The organism is Streptomyces sp. NRRL F-5135, from assembly GCF_000719775.1.
Lineage (GTDB): Bacteria > Actinomycetota > Actinomycetes > Streptomycetales > Streptomycetaceae > Streptomyces > Streptomyces hebeiensis.
This window is the reverse complement of record NZ_JOHR01000007.1, coordinates 1-14,492: the sequence shown is the minus strand read 5'-3', so window position 1 is coordinate 14,492 and position 14,492 is coordinate 1. Positions and strand designations below refer to the sequence as shown.

Genomic DNA, 14,492 nt, shown 5'->3' with positions numbered 1-14,492 from the left:
CTCCGCCCGGGGGCGTCCCCGGGCGGAGGCGGCCGCGCTCCCCGCGACCGGCGGGCCGGCCGGCCCCGTCAGCCCACCGCCTCGAAGCGCACGACGACGGACTTGCTCGCCGGGGTGTTGCTCGTGTCGGCGGTGGAACCGAGCGGGACCAGCACATTGGTCTCCGGGTAGTAGGCGGCGGCGCAGCCGCGCGCCGTGGGGTAGTGCACGACCCGGAAGCCGGGGGCGCGCCGCTCCACGCCGTCCTTCCACTCGCTGACCAGATCGGTGTACGAGCCGTCGGCCAGGCCCAGTTCGGCCGCGTCCTCGGCGTTCACGAGGACCACGCGGCGCCCGTCCTCGATACCGCGGTAGCGGTCGTCCAGACCGTAGATCGTGGTGTTGTACTGGTCGTGGGAGCGCAGGGTCTGGAGCAGCAGCCGGCCCGCGGGCAGCGCGGGGTACTCGACGGGCGCGGCGGTGAAGTTGGCCTTGCCGGTGGCCGTGGGGAAGCGGCGTTCGTCGCGGGGGGCGTGCGGCAGCTGGAAGCCGCCGGGGCGGGCGACGCGCGCGTTGAAGTCCTCGAATCCTGGGACGACGCGGGCGATCCGGTCACGGATGCGCGCGTAGTCCTTCTCGAAGTCCTCCCAGGGGGTGGCCGAGCCGGGGCCGAGAGTGGCGCGGGCCATGCGGGCGACGATGGCCGGTTCCGACAGCAGGTGGGGGCTCGCGGGCGGGAGGTTGCCCCGGGAGGCGTGCACCATGCCCATGGAGTCCTCGACGGTGACGATCTGCCGGACGCCGGCCTGGACGTCCTTGTCGGTGCGGCCGAGGGTGGGCAGGATCAGCGCCCGGGCGCCCGTGACGGCGTGCGAGCGGTTGAGTTTGGTCGAGACGTGGACGGTGAGGCGGGCGCGGCGCATCGCGGCCTCGGTGACGTCCGTGTCGGGGGTCGCGGCGACGAAGTTGCCGCCCATCGCGAAGAAGACCTTGGCCTTGCCGTCCCGCAGCGCCTCGATGGACCGGACGACGTCGTAACCGTGGTGACGCGGCGAGGTGATGCCGAATTCGCGGTCGAGTGCGTCGAGGAAGGCGGGGGCGGGCCGTTCGAAGATGCCCATGGTGCGGTCGCCCTGGACGTTGGAGTGGCCGCGTACGGGGCAGACGCCGGCGCCGGGGCGACCGATGTTGCCGCGCAGGAGGAGGAAGTTGACGACTTCGCGGATGGTGGGCACGGAGTGCTTGTGCTGGGTCAGGCCCATGGCCCAGCAGACGATGGTGCGCCGGGAGGCCAGGACCATGGCGAGGGTCCGTTCGATCTCGGCGCGCTCCAGGCCGGTGGCGGCCAGGGTCTCGTCCCAGTCGGCGGCCTCGGCGGCGGCGGCGAACTCCTCGTAGCCGTGGGTGTGGTCACGGACGAACGTCTCGTCGACCGCGCCCGGTGTGTTCAGGATCAGCTTGTTCAGCAGGCGGAAGAGAGCCTGGTCGCCGCCGATACGGATCTGGAGGAAGAGGTCGGTGAGGGAGGTTCCCTTGAGCAGGCCCTGCGGGGTCTGCGGGTTCTTGAACCGTTCCAGGCCGGCCTCGGGCAGCGGGTTCACCGAAATGATCTTCGCCCCCGACGCCTTGGCCTTCTCCAGCGCGGACAGCATCCGGGGGTGGTTCGTGCCGGGGTTCTGCCCGGCCACGATGATCAGGTCGGCCTGGTGCAGGTCCTCCAGCGAGACGCTGCCCTTGCCGATGCCGATGGTCTCCGAGAGCGCGGAGCCGGAGGACTCGTGGCACATGTTGGAGCAGTCCGGCAGGTTGTTCGTGCCGAATTCGCGGGCGAAGAGCTGGAGCAGGAACGCCGCCTCGTTGCTCGTGCGGCCCGAGGTGTAGAAGAGAGCCTCGTCGGGGGAGTCGAGCGCGGTCAGCTCCTCGGCGATGATCGCGAAGGCCCGCTCCCAGCTGACCGGCCGGTAGTGGTCGCCCGCCTCGCCCCCGGCGTCGCGCTCCAGGAGCATCGGCTGGGTGATCCGGCCCTGCTGTCCCAGCCAGTAGCCGCTGCGGGTGGCCAGGTCGGGCAGGGAGTGGGCGGCGAAGAACTCGGGGGTGACGCGGCGCACGGTGGCCTCTTCCGCGACGGCCTTCGCGCCGTTCTCGCAGAACTCGGCCGTGTGCCGGTGGTCGCCCTCGGGCCAGGCGCAGCCGGGGCAGTCGAAGCCGTTCTTCTGGTTGACCTTGAGCAGGGTGCGGGCCGTGCGCCGCGCGCCCATCTGCTGCTGGGCGATGCGCAACGAGTGGGCGACGGCGGGGATCCCGGCCGCCGCGTGCTTCGGGGGCGAGACCCGCGGAGCGTCCTGCACCGGGTCACTGGTGGGCGGCTTGCTGGCCATCACGCTCTCCCTCGGGCTGTGCGTGCGCGCGCCGTGCGTCGCGTCGCGTGCGTAACCGACGTATCCGATCCTGTCACGCGTCACCGACAAACGGGCGGGCCGTACCCGGAAGACGTTCCCGCACCCGGGAGGACGCCGTCCGCCGCGGGGAGGATTCCGTCCGCCGCACCGGGAGGATCCGGTGCGTACCGGGGCGGGCCGCCGTGGTCGGGATTGTCAGTGGCGCGTGGCAGGATCGGGTGCGTGGCCGAGACAGCATCGAAGAAGACCGCAGAAAACCGTCCGCGCCTGCTCCTCATGGACGGGCACTCCTTGGCGTACCGGGCGTTCTTCGCGCTGCCCGCGGAGAACTTCACGACGGCGACCGGTCAGCCGACCAACGCCATCTACGGCTTCGCGTCGATGCTGGCGAACACCCTGCGTGACGAGTCGCCCACGCATTTCGCGGTGGCCTTCGACGTCTCCCGCGTGACCTGGCGCTCCGCGGAGTTCCCCGAGTACAAGGCGAACCGCTCGAAGACCCCGGACGAGTTCAAGGGCCAGGTCGAGCTGATCGGCGAGCTGCTGGACGCGATGCGCGCGGACCGGTTCGCGGTCGAGGGGTTCGAGGCGGACGACGTGATCGCGACGCTCGCCACCCAGGCCGAGGCCGAGGGCTTCGAGGTGCTGATCGTCACCGGCGACCGGGACTCCTTCCAGCTCATCAGCGAGCACACGACGGTGCTGTACCCGACGAAGGGCGTCTCCGAGCTGACGCGCTTCACCCCGGAGAAGGTGCGGGAGAAGTACGGGCTGTCACCGACCCAGTACCCCGACTTCGCGGCGCTGCGGGGCGACCCGTCCGACAATCTGCCCGGTATCCCCGGCGTCGGTGAGAAGACCGCCGCGAAGTGGATCAACCAGTTCGGCTCGTTCGACGAGCTGGTGGCGCGCGCCGAGGAGGTCAAGGGCAAGGCGGGGCAGAACTTCCGGGACCACCTGGAGTCGGTCCGGCTCAACCGCCGGCTGACCGAGCTCGCGCGGGACGTCGAGCTGCCCAAGAGCGCGCGGGAGCTGGCGCGTCTCCCCTACGACCGGGCGGCCGTGAAGGGCGTCCTGGACGTCCTGGAGATCCGCAATCCGAGCCTGCGCGAGCGGCTGTTCGCCGTGGACCCGGGCGCCGCCGAGGACGAGGCCCCGGCGCCGGCCGCGGGCGTCGAGCTGGACGGCGCGGTGCTGGGCTCCGGTGAGCTGGCGCCCTGGCTGGCCGAGCACGGGACGCGGCCGCTCGGTGTCGGTACGGTCGACGCCTGGGCGCTGGGCACGGGCAGCGTCAGCGAGGTCGCGCTCGCCGCGGCCGACGGGGCGGCGGCCTGGTTCGACACGACGCAGCTGGACGAGGCGGACGAGCGGGCCTTCGCCGCGTGGCTGGCCGACGCAGGCCGGCCCAAGGTCGTGCACAACGCGAAGGGGCTGATGCGGGTCGCCCCGGAACACGGCTGGCGGCTCGACGGCGTGACGATGGACACGGGCCTGGCCGCCTACCTGGTCAAGCCGGGCCGCCGCTCCTTCGACCTGGACGCCCTCGCCATCGAATACCTGGGCCGTGAGCTCGCCCCGCCGGCCGCCGACGGACAGCTCGCCTTCGGCGCCGACGAGCAGGCCGAGGCGGACGCCCTGATGGCACAGGCCCGCGCCGTTCTGGACCTGGGGGACGCGTTCGCGCAGCGGCTGGAGGAGGTCGGTGCCACCGGACTGCTCCAGGACGTGGAGCTGCCCACCTCCGCGCTGCTGGCCCGCCTGGAGCGGCACGGCATCGCCGCCGACCGGCCGCACCTGGAGGCGATGGAGCAGCAGTTCGCGGGCGCCGTGCAACAGGCCGTCAAGGAGGCCCACGGAGCCGTCGGCCGCGAGTTCAACCTGGGCTCGCCCAAGCAGCTCCAGGAAGTCCTCTTCGGCGAGCTGGGCCTGCCGAAGACGAAGAAGACGAAGACCGGCTACACCACGGACGCGGACGCGCTGGCCTGGCTCGCCGGGCAGACCGAGCACGAACTGCCGGTCATCATGCTGCGCCACCGCGAACAGGCGAAGCTGCGGGTCACGGTCGAGGGGCTGATCAAGACGGTCGCCGCCGACGGCCGCATCCACACGACCTTCAACCAGACGGTGGCGGCGACCGGCCGGCTCTCCTCCACCGATCCCAACCTGCAGAACATCCCGGTGCGCACGGACGAGGGCCGGGCCATCCGCCGCGGCTTCGTCGTCGGCGAGGGCTACGAGTCGCTGATGACGGCCGACTACAGCCAGATCGAGCTGCGGGTGATGGCACACCTCTCCGAGGACGAGGGGCTCATCGACGCCTTCACTTCCGGTGAGGACCTGCACACCACCGTCGCCTCCCAGGTGTTCGGCGTGGGCAAGGACGCCGTCGACCCCGAGATGCGCCGGAAGATCAAGGCGATGTCATACGGACTGGCCTACGGACTCTCGGCGTTCGGGCTCTCCCAGCAGCTGAACATCGAGGCGGCCGAGGCACGCGCGCTGATGGACACGTTCTTCGAGCGCTTCGGCGGCGTACGGGACTACCTGCACCGGGCGGTGGCGGAGGCCAGGGCCACGGGCTACACGGAGACGATGCTGGGGCGCCGCCGCTATCTGCCCGACCTGAACAGCGACAACCGGCAGCGCCGCGAGATGGCCGAGCGGATGGCGCTCAACGCGCCCATCCAGGGCACCGCCGCGGACATCGTCAAGGTCGCGATGCTCAGGGTCGACCGCGCGCTGACCGAGGCAGGGCTCACCTCACGGATGCTGCTCCAGGTCCATGACGAAATCGTCCTGGAGATCGCGGCGGGCGAGCGGGAGCGCGTCGAGGAGCTGCTGCGCCGCGAGATGTCGGCGGCCGCCGACCTGCGCGCGCCGCTCGACGTCTCCATCGGCGTGGGGGACACCTGGGAGTCGGCGGCGCACTGACGGGTCGTACCCGGACCGCCGTATCGAGGCGGCCGTACCGACGACCGCCGGGCCGGGGTGTGCGCGCCGCTACCGGGACGCCCTCGCGCGGAGGGCGGCGCGAGGGGCGCGCGGCACACGGAGGACGGCCCGGTGGCGAAGTGGTGAAAACCCGTCACCGATCGGTGTGCCGGCGCCGGGAGTTGACGTAGGGTCGCCTGAGTCTCGCGCGGGGAGCGCGAACAGCCGGCCAAGGGAGGGACCAGACACATGGCAGCTCAATTCGGCCGCCGACTGCGCAGGACCGCTACGACCACGGCGGTGGCCGCGGCCGCCATCGCGGCGCTCTCCGCCTCCCAGGCCCCCGGCGCCCTCCCCACCGGCGCGGGCGGCGGCACACAGTCGGCCGACGACACCCCGCCGCCCGACTCGTCCGCCACCGGCAACTCCCCGTACTACACGGAGCTTCCGCCGCTCACCACGCCCGACAAGCCGGGCACCTCGACGGACCTGCCGGTCACCGGGCCGGCGGAAGCGGGCATCCCGGCCACGGTTCTCGCCGCGTACAAGCAGGCGGAGAAGGAACTCGCGAAGTCCAAGCCGGGCTGCAACCTCCCCTGGCAACTCCTCGCCGCCATCGGAAAGGTCGAGTCGGGCCAGGCGCGCGGCGGCCGGGTGGACGCGGGCGGCACCACGATCTCGCCAATTCTCGGCCCGGTGCTCAACGGCAACGGATTCGCGAACATCCCCGACACCGACAACGGGGAGTTCGACGGCGACTCCACGCACGACCGCGCGGTCGGGCCGATGCAGTTCATCCCGTCCACGTGGGACAAGTGGGGCCAGGACGCGAACGGCGACGGTCGCAGGGATCCCAACAACATCTACGACGCGGCGCTCGCGGCGGCGAACTACCTGTGTGCCGGGAGCCGCGACCTGTCGGTCCAGGCCGACCTCGACCGGGCCATCCTCAGCTACAACCACTCGCAGGAGTACCTGAACACGGTCCTGACCTGGTTCGAGTACTACAAGAAGGGCACGCACGAGGTACCGGACGGCACGGGCGTGCTGCCCGTGGGCACCGGCCCCGCCGACCCCGGCCCGTCGGCGTCGCCGTCGCCGAGCCCCGGTACCGGCGCGGGCCCGGCCACCGGCGCCACGACGCCGGGCGCCTCGCCGAGCCCCGGCACGCCCAGCGCCCCCGGCCCGTCGTCACCCGAGCCGGGCGGCGGGAGCACCGGCCCGTCCACCCCCGGCGGCGGCCCGACCACGCCGCCTCCGGGCGGCGGTTCCCAGACGCCCACCCCGCCCAGCACACCCGAAAAGCCCGAGACGCCCGAGACGCCCGTCGTCAAGCGCATCGAGAAGGCCGGTAAGGCCGCGCTCACCGCCATGGCCGGAGGCCAGTTCACCGAGCGCGCCGCCGTGCGTGCCGTGGACGCGGACGGCCGCCCCGTCGCCGGTGTGCCGGTGCGCTTCCAGATCGTGGGTGACACGGACACGCGGTTCACCGGCGGCAAGCTCCAGGTCCTCGTCCCCACCGGCAAGGACGGAGTGGCGACCGCGCTGACCCTCCAAGCGGGCGAGCGGACGGGGAAGTTCACCGTACGGGCCACGGCCGCGGTCAAGGACGTCGCGGTCCTGGACCAGACGGCGACCGTCACCGCCCGCCAGGCCGACGCCCTGACCGCCGACGGTGACACGGCTCTGACGGCCGCGCCCGGCACGGCGTTCACCGACCGGGTCGAGGCCACGGCCACGTACCGGCAGGCCGCCGCGCCGAAGGTGGCGGCGACCGCGGTGATCACCTCCGAAGGCGGTGCTGCCCCGCTGGACAAGGGCCCCTACTTCAAGGGCGCCGACGGCAGTCCGACCCGCGAGCTGACCGGCCTCACGACCGACGAGAACGGTGTCCTGCGGCTTCCGGAGATCTTCGCCGACACCACGACGGGCACGTTCCTGCTGCGCCTGGAGACCGAGGGCGGCGGGACGCTGACCATCGAGCTGAAGGTCGCCGGCGAACCGGCCGGCGGTCCGTCCGAGGAGCCGACCGGGGAACCGGCCGCCTGACGGCCCGTCGGGCCAGGGCGGTGCTGGAGAAGCAGCGCCGTCCGGCCGGCAGCGGGAGACGCCGCGGCGCCGGGCGACGCCAGGCGCCGTACCGGGCGGGCCGACGAGCGTGGGCGCCCGCCCGGTACGTACGGGTACGGCAGGCCGGTGGCGTACGGGACGCCCGCGCCGGCGCCTCAGCGGCGGTTGTTCGTGCGACGGGTCGCCGTGGCCGTGGTCGGATCCTCCGGCCAGGGGTGGCGGGGGTACCGGCCGCGCAGCTCCGCCCGCACGGCCCGGTAGCCCTCCCGCCAGAACGATGCCAGGTCCGCCGTCACCGCCGCCGGGCGGCCCGCGGGGGAGAGCAGGTGCACCAGCACCGGCACGCCCGCGACCTCCGGCGTCCGGCGCAGTCCGAACAACTCCTGGAGCTTCACGGCCAGTACGGGCTGCGGTCCGCCGTACTCCACCCGGACCCGTGAGCCGCTGGGCACCTCGATGCGTTCCGGCGCCAGTTCGTCCAGGCGAGCCGCCTCCCCGCTCGCCCACGGCAGCAGCCGGCGCAGCGCCTGGCCCCCGTCGACCGCGGCCAGATCGGCTCGACGGCGGGCCGCGGACAGTTCGGGCTCCAGCCACTCGCCCGCGCGTGCCAGCAGCGCCCCGTCCGACACGTCCGGCCAGGGCGCGCCCAGCTCCCGGTGCAGGAAGGCGAGCCGCTCGCGCAGCCCCCGCGCCTCCCGCGACCAGCGCAGCAGGCCGAGCCCCTCACGGCGTAGCCCCTCCAGCAGGGCCGCGCGCACCAGGCGCGGCTCCGGCGTGTTCAGAGGGCGTACGGACAGGTCGACCGCGCCGAGGCGTTCGGCCTCCCGCGCGACGACGTCGCCGTCCTCCCAGCGCACCTCCTCGCCCGTCACCCGCAGCCGTCCGGCGGCCGACCGGGCGGTGTCCTCGTCGATGACGGCCGCGAGCCGGATCCGGGCCGTCGCGGCCGTCGCGGGCCGGTCCGCGACCGCCACCGCCAGCCACGGCACGCCGCGCAGCCGCGATGCCCCGGCCGGCTCGGCGGCGGTGCCGGAAACCATCAGGTACGCGCCCTCGCCCCGGGCCCGTGCCACCCGCTCGGGGAACGCCAGCGCCACCACCAGCCCGGCGACCGCGTCGTCCGACAGCCCCGCCGCCCCGGCGCCGGCCGCCTCGCCGCCGTGCGCTTCGGTGCCGCGCCTTCCGCCGACGTGCCCCCCGGCGTCGGCCGTGCCGGCGTCGGCCGTCGCCGCGTCGGCTCTCCCGCCGACAGCCGCTCCGCCTTCGGTCGCACCGCCATAGGGCGCTCCGTCCGGCCGCTCGCCCCGCTCCACCCGCGACGACACCGCCGCGGACAGCCGTCGTACCTCCTGCCGCCAGCGTGCCGCGTAGGCGTCCCCGCCCCGTCGCACCGCGCGCCAGACCGCCGCCACGTCGTCCCCGTAGGACCTCGGGGGCTCCTCGCTCAGCAGCGCCACCACCTCCGCCGCCCGGTGCACGCCCACCTGCCGCGCGCCGTCGATCAGCGCCCGCGCGAGCCGTGGATGCAGCCCGAGCCCGGCCATCCGCGCCCCCCGGTCCGTGACCCGGCCGCCGTCCGTCGCGCTCTCGGAACTCCCGGCGGGTTCCACCGCGCCGATCGCCGTCAGGACCGAGCGCGCCGCCGCCAGGGCCCCGGCCGGCGGCGGGTCCAGCAGGGCGAGTCCCCGCGCGGTGGGATCGCCCCAGCACGCGGCCTGGAGCGCGAACGCCGTCAGGTCCGCGACCTTGATCTCCGGGGCGGGGAAGGGCACCAGCCGCGTGTCCTCGGCCTCCGACCAGCAGCGGTACACCGTCCCGGGGGCCTCGCGCCCGGCACGTCCGGCCCGCTGCCGGGCGCCTGCCCGGGAGACCCGCACGGTCGTGAGCGCGCCGAGCCCCCGCGCGTGGTCGGTACGGGGCTCCCGGGCGAGCCCCGCGTCCACCACGATCCGGACGCCCGGCACCGTCAGACTCGACTCGGCCACGGACGTGGCCAGCACCACCCGGCGCCGGCCGGGGCCACCGTCCCCGGCCGGCGCGGCACCCGCCAGAACCGCGTCCTGCGTCGCGGCCGGAGCCCGCCCGTGCACCTGGAACACCTCGGCGTCCAGCCCGTCCAGCAGGCTCGCCACCCGGCCGATCTCCCCGACACCCGGCAGGAAGCAGAGCACGTCACCGTCCCGTTCGGCGAGCGCCCGCCGGACGACCGAGGCCACGTGGGTCAGCAGCGCAGGATCCACCCGCATGCCGTGCGGCGGCCGTACGGGCCGCGAGGGCGGCGCGTGGATCACCTCCACCGGATGCGTGGCGCCCGCCGCCTGCACCACCGGCGCGCCGTCCAGCAGACGCGACCACCCGGCCACGTCGGTCGTCGCCGAGGCCGCCACGATCCGCAGCCCGGGCCGCAGCGTGGCGCGTATGTCCAGCAGGAAGGCGGCGACCGTGTCCGCGTCCAGATGCCGCTCGTGGCACTCGTCCAGGATCACCACATCGACCCCGGCGAGCTCCTGGTCGCGCTGCAGCCGCTGGAGCAGCACACCGGTGGTCACCACCTCCACCACCGTGTCGCGCCCCACCACCCGCTCCCCGCGCACGGTGAATCCCACGCGCTCCCCGACGCGCTCCCCGAGCAGCCAGGCCATCCGGCGCGCCGCCGCGCGCGCCGCGATGCGCCGGGGCTCGGCCACGACCACGCGCCGTACGGGACCACCGTGCGACAGCCCGCCCGGCGCCGCCCCCGGCCCCGGCGCCCCGACCGGCGTTCCGTCCTGTGGCCCGTCCAGCAGCCCCGCCAGCGCGGGCGGCACGAGCGTCGTCTTGCCCGTTCCCGGAGGCGCGCACAGCACCGCGCAGCCATGGTCGTCGAGGGCCCGGGCGAGCGCGGGCAGGGCGGTGCGCACGGGCAGCCCCCCGAGGGCGTCGGTACGGATCACCCGCTCAGTCCCGTTCGCAGACGAAGATCGCCGTGCCGGGGATCAGGTTTCCCCGCAGCGGGGACCAGCCGCCCCATTCCTGGGTGTTCCAGGACGGCCACTCCGGCTCGACCAGGTCGACCAGCCGGAAGCCGGCCGCCACCACGTCCCGCACCCGGTCGCCGAGCGTCCTGTGGTGTTCCACGTACACGGCGTGTCCCGCCTCGTCCTGCTCGACATAGGGAGTGCGGTCGAAGTACGAGGCGGCCACCTGGAGGCCTTCGGGCCCGGGCTCGTCCGGGAACGCCCAGCGGACGGGATGCGTCACGGAGAACACCCAGCGACCGCCCGGCCGCAGGACCCGCCGCACCTCGCGGAAGACGGCCACGGGGTCGGCGACGAACGGAATCGCGCCATATGCGGAGCACGCGAGGTCGAACGACCCGTCCCGGAAGGGCAGCGCGCCCGCGTCCGCCTCGACCAGCGGGAACGCCAGGGAGTGGCCCTCGGCTATCCGCAGCGCGTGCTGGAGCTGGCGGTGGGAGAGGTCCAGTGCCACCGGCCGGGCGCCCTGCGCGGCTAGCCAGCGCGAGCACTGTGCCGCGCCCGCCCCGATCTCCAGGACGTCCCGTCCGCGCAGGGAGTCCGGGTCGCCGAGCAGGCCGGCCTCGACTTCGTCGAGGCCCTCCGGTCCCCAGACGAAGCGGTCGTCACCGAGGAAGGTGCCGTGTTCGATCTGGTAGTCGTCCGCGTTCCTGTCCCACCAGCCCCGGTTGGCCCGGCTGCTCTCCGCGGTGCCGCTGGCGCGCCGGGTCGCCTCGGGTTCCGCGTCGGTTTCCGGGCCGGCCTCCGCGCCGAGTGCCGGGGAGTGCGCTGTCGGATGACGCGGGCCGGGCGCCGTCCGCGCCTCTGCGGGGTCGGCTCCGGGGCCGGTCGCGCCGTCGGTCGGGAGGGCCGCGGACGCGGCGGATTCGTGCTCTTGGATCATTGTTTCCGTCGTCATAGTCTGCTGGCAGGTGGTTGAATCGGGAGCGCCGGTGACGGCGCGGCAGAGCTCTGCCGTGGCCTCATCGAACGCGGATTGTGCCGGTTATGTGAGGTTCCGCCCCGGGTGTGCGCCTTCGCGCATTGACCGTGCCCGGCTGCCCCCGTATGCTAAAGGTTGCGCTGCGGGCTTGCGCGCCTCAGACGTAGCAGCCGCGCTCGCATCTGTATGTAAGACCCCTCGGTTGTCGAGGCGCCACTCCCCACCACGTTGGGCCGGTGCTTCCTAGGCTGTCCGGTTTCTGCAGAGGCGATACGGGCTCACGGCGTAGCAGTACCTACGACTCAATGTCCGTAACCGGAGCCCTTTCCCACATGACGAGCAGCACCGAGACCACCGCCACCACCCCGCAGGTTGCGGTCAACGACATCGGTAACGAGGAAGCCTTCCTCGCCGCGATCGACGAGACGATCAAGTACTTCAACGACGGCGACATCGTCGACGGCGTCATCGTGAAGGTCGACCGGGACGAGGTCCTGCTCGACATCGGTTACAAGACCGAAGGCGTCATCCCTTCCCGCGAGCTGTCGATCAAGCACGACGTCGACCCCAACGAGGTCGTCGCCGTGGGCGATGAGATCGAGGCCCTGGTTCTCCAGAAGGAGGACAAGGAAGGCCGTCTCATCCTCTCCAAGAAGCGCGCCCAGTACGAGCGCGCCTGGGGCACGATCGAGAAGATCAAGGAAGAGGACGGGATCGTCACCGGTACGGTCATCGAGGTCGTCAAGGGTGGTCTCATCCTCGACATCGGCCTCCGTGGCTTCCTGCCGGCCTCGCTGGTCGAGATGCGTCGTGTCCGCGACCTCCAGCCCTACGTGGGCAAGGAGCTCGAGGCCAAGATCATCGAGCTGGACAAGAACCGCAACAACGTGGTCCTGTCCCGCCGTGCCTGGCTGGAGCAGACCCAGTCCGAGGTCCGCCAGACCTTCCTCACGACCCTCCAGAAGGGTCAGGTCCGGTCCGGCGTCGTCTCCTCGATCGTCAACTTCGGTGCGTTCGTGGACCTCGGCGGCGTCGACGGTCTGGTGCACGTCTCGGAGCTGTCCTGGAAGCACATCGACCACCCCTCCGAGGTCGTCGAGGTCGGCCAGGAGGTCACGGTCGAGGTCCTGGACGTCGACATGGACCGCGAGCGTGTCTCCCTGTCGCTGAAGGCGACGCAGGAAGACCCGTGGCAGCAGTTCGCCCGCACGCACCAGATCGGTCAGGTCGTCCCGGGCAAGGTCACCAAGCTCGTTCCGTTCGGTGCGTTCGTCCGCGTCGACGAGGGCATCGAGGGCCTGGTCCACATCTCCGAGCTGGCCGAGCGCCACGTGGAGATCCCGGAGCAGGTCGTCCAGGTCAACGACGAGATCTTCGTCAAGGTCATCGACATCGACCTGGAGCGCCGCCGCATCAGCCTCTCGCTGAAGCAGGCCAACGAGTCCTTCGGCAGCGACCCGGCCTCGGTCGAGTTCGACCCGACGCTCTACGGCATGGCCGCGTCCTACGACGACCAGGGCAACTACATCTACCCCGAGGGCTTCGACCCCGAGACCAACGACTGGCTGCCGGGCTACGAGAGCCAGCGCGAGGCGTGGGAGGGCCAGTACGCGGAGGCGCAGCAGCGCTTCGAGCAGCACCAGGCCCAGGTCATCAAGTCCCGCGAGGCCGACGAGGCCGCCGCTGCCGAGGGTGCGGGCGCGCCCGCCGGCGGTGGCAGCGCTCCGGCCGCCTCGGGTGGTTCGTACTCCTCGGAGTCGGCGGACAACTCCGGCGCCCTGGCGTCGGACGAGGCGCTCGCCGCGCTGCGTGAGAAGCTGGCCGGCGGCCAGAGCTGACGCTCAGGCCCCGGGAGTTCCCCGGATCCCCTTGGATCCGACGGAGCTGATGGCCCTCAAGGTAAGGCCCGTTCCCCTCGGGGGAGCGGGCCTTACCCATGGGATTACCCGTGGGACCTGTCGGGCCCACTCCCCACGACACGCGTCTATACGCGGTGCGTGGGGAATGCTTGCGCCTCGTGGTGCGTTCTCCAGAGGAACATCGAGGAGGAGCGGTAACCGTGCTTGATCCGCAGGGTTTGTACGAATGGGAGCCCAAGGGCCTCGCCGTTGTCGACATGGCTCTGGCGCAGGAGTCGGCGGGCCTGGTCATGCTGTACCACTTCGACGGCTACATCGACGCGGGCGAGACCGGCGATCAGATCGTCGAGAACCTGCTGGAGTCGCTGCCCCACCAGGTGGTGGCCCGTTTCGACCACGACAGACTGGTGGACTACCGCGCCCGCCGCCCCCTGTTGACGTTCCGGCGTGACCGCTGGGCCGGGTACGAGACGCCGACGCTCGACGTACGGCTCGTACAGGACGCCACGGGCGCGCCGTTCCTGCTGCTGTCGGGGCCCGAGCCGGACGTGGAGTGGGAGCGCTTCGCGCTCGCCGTCCGGCAGATCGTGGAGCGTCTGGGAGTGCGCCTTTCGGTCAATTTCCACGGCATTCCGATGGGGGTCCCGCACACTCGCCCGGTCGGCGTCACCCCGCACGGCAACCGCACCGACCTGATGCCGGGCCACCGCAGCCCCTTCGACGAGGCGCAGGTCCCGGGCAGCGCTGAGTCGCTCGTGGAGTACCGGCTGATGGAGTCGGACCACGACGTCCTCGGTGTCGCGGCGCACGTTCCGCACTACGTCGCCCGGTCCGCCTACCCCGACGCGGCGCTGACGGCCCTGGAGGCGATCACCGCCGCGACGGGCCTGGTGCTGCCGACCGTCGCGCACGCGCTGCGCACCCAGGCGCAGCGCACCCAGACCGAGATCGAGCGGCAACTGGGCGAGGGCGACGAGGAACTGGTGTCGATGGTGCAGGGGCTCGAGCATCAGTACGACGCCGTCGCGGGTGCGGAGACGCGGGGCAACCTGGTCGCGGAGCCGGCGGAGCTGCCGTCGGCCGATGAGATCGGCCGTGAATTCGAGCGGTTCCTGGCGGAGCGGGAAGGCGAGGGCGGCGCCTGAGGCGCATGGCGGCGGACCTTAGAGGTCGCGCGGATAGGTGGGGCGGCGTCGCGTGCCGATGGGCGGCGCCTGGCGGCGTTGTCGTCGGTCATCCCCAAGGTCTCGGCTTCGCTCGACCAGGGGAGGCCCCTTCCGCTCCTGCGTCGCCTCCCTCCTCCGCCTTGCCGGAC

7 protein-coding genes are annotated in these 14,492 nt (G+C 72.8%); 4 read left to right on the top strand and 3 right to left on the bottom strand.

The annotated features are described in order from the left end of the window. Nucleotides 1-68 precede the first annotated feature (68 nt). A complete protein-coding gene (locus IG02_RS0112640) occupies nucleotides 69-2,357 on the bottom strand; it encodes an FdhF/YdeP family oxidoreductase (RefSeq protein ID WP_030745557.1) in 2,289 nt (762 codons plus the stop codon). 243 nt (nucleotides 2,358-2,600) lie between these two features. Between IG02_RS0112640 and polA the strand changes: the two genes are divergently transcribed. Together polA and IG02_RS0112630 are read left to right on the top strand one after the other, a co-directional pair. Further along, nucleotides 2,601-5,309, top strand: a complete 2,709-nt coding sequence (polA, locus tag IG02_RS0112635; protein ID WP_030745555.1) for a DNA polymerase I — start codon at nucleotides 2,601-2,603, stop codon at nucleotides 5,307-5,309. 249 nt (nucleotides 5,310-5,558) lie between these two features. Continuing rightward, on the top strand, nucleotides 5,559-7,358 hold the full coding sequence (locus tag IG02_RS0112630; RefSeq protein ID WP_030745553.1) for a lytic murein transglycosylase: 1,800 nt from the start codon (nucleotides 5,559-5,561) through the stop codon (nucleotides 7,356-7,358). A gap of 176 nt (nucleotides 7,359-7,534) precedes the next feature. Here IG02_RS0112630 and IG02_RS0112625 read toward each other — a convergent pair whose 3' ends face one another. Both IG02_RS0112625 and IG02_RS0112620 read right to left on the bottom strand, forming a co-directional pair. Beyond that, nucleotides 7,535-10,312, bottom strand: coding sequence for an ATP-dependent RNA helicase (locus IG02_RS0112625; protein WP_030745551.1), 2,778 nt, complete (start codon nucleotides 10,310-10,312; stop codon nucleotides 7,535-7,537). A gap of 4 nt (nucleotides 10,313-10,316) precedes the next feature. After that, complete coding sequence (locus tag IG02_RS0112620; RefSeq protein ID WP_078854428.1) at nucleotides 10,317-11,279, bottom strand: class I SAM-dependent methyltransferase; 963 nt, start codon at nucleotides 11,277-11,279, stop codon at nucleotides 10,317-10,319. 371 nt (nucleotides 11,280-11,650) lie between these two features. On the opposite strand from IG02_RS0112620, the gene rpsA reads away from it, so the two are divergent. Further along, nucleotides 11,651-13,156, top strand: a complete 1,506-nt coding sequence (gene rpsA, locus IG02_RS0112615) for a 30S ribosomal protein S1 (RefSeq protein WP_030745545.1) — start codon at nucleotides 11,651-11,653, stop codon at nucleotides 13,154-13,156. A 221-nt stretch (nucleotides 13,157-13,377) separates the two neighbouring features. Beyond that, the gene (locus tag IG02_RS0112610) at nucleotides 13,378-14,322 is read left to right on the top strand and encodes a PAC2 family protein (protein ID WP_030745542.1); all 945 of its coding nucleotides are present in this window, start codon (nucleotides 13,378-13,380) and stop codon (nucleotides 14,320-14,322) included. Nucleotides 14,323-14,492: the final 170 nt, after the last annotated feature.

Excerpts from the sequence above, each read along its gene's own strand:
- IG02_RS0112630 (WP_030745553.1), top strand. The coding sequence starts at position 5,559 with ATGGCAGCTCAATTCGGCCGCCGACTGCGCAGGACCGCTACGACCACG.
- rpsA (WP_030745545.1), top strand. The coding sequence starts at position 11,651 with ATGACGAGCAGCACCGAGACCACCGCCACCACCCCGCAGGTTGCGGTC.
- IG02_RS0112640 (WP_030745557.1), bottom strand. The coding sequence starts at position 2,357 with ATGGCCAGCAAGCCGCCCACCAGTGACCCGGTGCAGGACGCTCCGCGG.
- IG02_RS0112620 (WP_078854428.1), bottom strand. The coding sequence starts at position 11,279 with ATGATCCAAGAGCACGAATCCGCCGCGTCCGCGGCCCTCCCGACCGAC.